The organism is Pseudomonas sp., from assembly GCF_050739995.1.
Lineage (GTDB): Bacteria > Pseudomonadota > Gammaproteobacteria > Pseudomonadales > Pseudomonadaceae > Aquipseudomonas.
Window position 1 is genome coordinate 1 of record NZ_JBOICG010000530.1, and the last position, 2953, is coordinate 2953.

2 protein-coding genes are annotated in these 2953 nt (G+C 54.7%); both read right to left on the reverse strand.

Going from position 1 to position 2953, the window contains the following annotated elements; all coding sequences use genetic code 11:
• Positions 1 to 2050: fimbria/pilus outer membrane usher protein (locus ACRESD_RS17270; protein WP_431752027.1), on the reverse strand; the 2050-nt coding region annotated here is incomplete at its 3' end.
• A 74-nt stretch (positions 2051 to 2124) separates the two neighbouring features.
• Positions 2125 to 2953: fimbrial biogenesis chaperone (locus tag ACRESD_RS17275; RefSeq protein WP_431752028.1), on the reverse strand; the 829-nt coding region annotated here is incomplete at its 5' end.

The window sequence follows — 2953 nt, forward strand, 5'->3', positions numbered from 1 at the left end:
CGTTTGGCGTGTCTTTGATCTCCACCAGCGCTACGGTTTCGCCCAAGTTCTGGCCAAACTCCAGGCCATCGCTATGCGCCAACACTGAGCCAGCTGCGCTTAGCGATGTCTGTCGGTAGCCACTACCAACGGTGACCCCCGCGCCGACTTGGGCAAACGGTGCACGGTATCCGAGCATAGCGGAGCCGTTATTGCCGGAATTGTCCGAACGGTTGGCGTTAATATTGTAAGTCAGGTCGCCATTGTTCCCACTCAGTCCCGCCCGCTGATCCAGACTGCCGTCATTGTTACGAGTGACTGAGTAGGTGCCGGTGCTGCGGGTCTGGCCGATAGGCATCGAAACGGTAAACACCACTTGGTTATTCTGCCCATAGTTATCGGCCATGGTTTTACTGGCGTATACACCGTAGGTCACGCCTTTGTGCTGGGTATTGAAACCCACTTGCATTTGCTTGTCTTGGCGCGAGGTGCTCCAGTAGTTCTGCTGACTCAAGTTAAGGTAGAACGAACCGTAGCTGTCTAGCGCCTGGTTGATGCTGGCCTCAACTTTGCTGCGTTTAGACATGTTGTAGTCGCTAGGCTCTTGCAGACGTACCGCTTCTTCGAAGTCACGGTACCCTTCGGTGGAATAACGATAACCAGCGAAACGCACTGACGTGCCAGTATTGAAGGCCTTACCGTAACGTACACCGAAACTCTGACCTTTTTGCTTAGCAGATTGAGTCGTGGGGATCTGAGGTACGTCGGTCTGGGCTTGAGTAATATCAATCGACACAGCACCCAGGCTACCAAGGCTTTTACCCACGCCTACTACCCCAGCATTATAGAAATTTGCGCCCAACAGACCACCGTACAGGGTTAAATCGAAGGGCAGGCCGTATGCAAGCGAGGCTTGAACAAACCGCGGGCGCTGCTCCCCGTCAACTGCGTTGTACTCACCCACGGTTGCGCTATAACGCCAAGTTTTTTCCCGTAGCATGTTGCCCAAGGTGGCATAGGGTTGGGTAAACCGGCGCTCACGGCCGTCGGCCTCGGTGATAACGATTTCTAAGTCACCACTGCCCGATGCGGCATTGAGGTCGTCGATTTCGAAGGCACCTGGTGCAACATAGGTGGTGTAGAGGGAATAACCATTCTGACGGACCTCGACCTTGGCCTGGGTTTCGGCGATGCCACGGATGATAGGCGCATAGCCCTGCATCGAGTCGGGTAACATCCCCATGTCCGACGCTAGCTGAACGCCGCGAAAAGGGATGCTGTCGAAAACATCTCCAGGAGTGAAACTTTCCCCCACTGTTAGAGTGCCTTTGACGGTAGTCATATCGCGTTGGGCGAAGGTGTTGCTGCGCTGCCACTCTCGCTTGCCATCTTCCTCCTGGCTGAACGAAGAGCTAGTGCGAAAGCGCCAGTCGCCTAAGTTGAAACCGCCATTGGTGTAGAGGTTGTATTGGGTGCCACTGCCTCGAGCATCAGACTGGGTTTGTGCGGCAGAGAACTGATAGCTGAGCATCACGGCGTTGATACCACTATCCCAGTCTTGGGGGGCTACATAGCCAGCCGCGTCACGACGCAAGGCGATTTGAGGCACGCTGATATCGAGAGCCAGGCGGTTCGCGTCGAAGCTTACAGATGCACCGTCGACCACACTTGCCAGATCGATACATTCAGGCTGCTCCTCACCAGGCACCTGAAATGCTTCTAGCTTGATTCCCATTTCTTTAAGAAACGTCTCCGAGAGGCACACGCGTACTTCGCCGCTTTTTTCATCCTTGACGAAGGGCATATCGCGACGATCAAAAAAGCTCTGATTCAGGCGGATCGTCACCGGATAGGTACCAGGGCCGATGCTGCCGCTATTAGCGATGGCGTCAAGGTCCAGATTCGGTCCTGCATTTGTGCCACCGAATGACTGCATGAAGCTGGAGTCAAATTTCTCCGGCTCATTGGCGTGCGCAATGCTGCCCATCAACGCAGCCAGTATGGCGGCGGACAAGCGCAACGGGTGAAAATGCACGGACGGGCAGTCAAGGTTCAGGGCATCGATTCGCATGACAATACTCAATACGCTGCCACCACGCTGTATAAACGACGTGTAGGCTCGTTCATGAAGAGAAAGTAAGAGCGTTATGGAGCGCTGCTTAGGGATACTTTTGAGGGCTCGCTGTAGCCGCCGAAATCGTTAATCGCGGAGAACATCACCTCACCGCTGCGGCCGGTGAAACCTGGTACGGCGTAACGTTGGCTGCTCATGGGCGCGACCATTTTCGGTTCGTTGACCTCAACGACCTGGGCGCCGGCGCTAAGCTTCACGCCAATGAATGAGACATGAAACGCGGAAGGGTTATTGACTACCAGCACAGCTTTACCTTGCTCCTGCACTAGGCTCCAGCGCAGTTGTGGCAGTGCGTCCAGCGAATTACCCTTAAGGCCAGTTGGGCGGTAGAACAACTTGATGCGGGTACGCATGGCGATCTTCAGTGTGTTCTCGTCAGTCTTGCCGGCCACCGGAATTTCCTGAGCATTGAAGTAGAACACCGACTCGCGATCATCAGGCAGTGTGCCGGGGACTTTCTGTATTCGAACCACTTGCTCTTTGTGTGGGGCCAGGCGAAACAGCGGCGGCGTTGCCACAAACGGGGTTGCAGTGGTGTTGTCATCGGCTTCTGTGTTAATCCAAGTCTGTACTGCATATGGTTGTGTGGTGGTGTTGCCGACAGTAATAGAGGCGTCACGTTTGTTGCCGTCAAACACGATACGCGTGCCGCCGAGCATCAAACCTGCCTGGCTTACACCGCTGAGCAACGCGCTACTGATAAATAGAGCCAGAACTGCAGTTGTTTTGAAGGGGGTCGTAAAATGCTTCATTTCGATCATCCTCTTGGCACTACAACCATTAAGGGTTGCGGCGAGGGAGCGGTCAGCCAAGGGCCGATGCCCTTGGCTGTTCATCGAC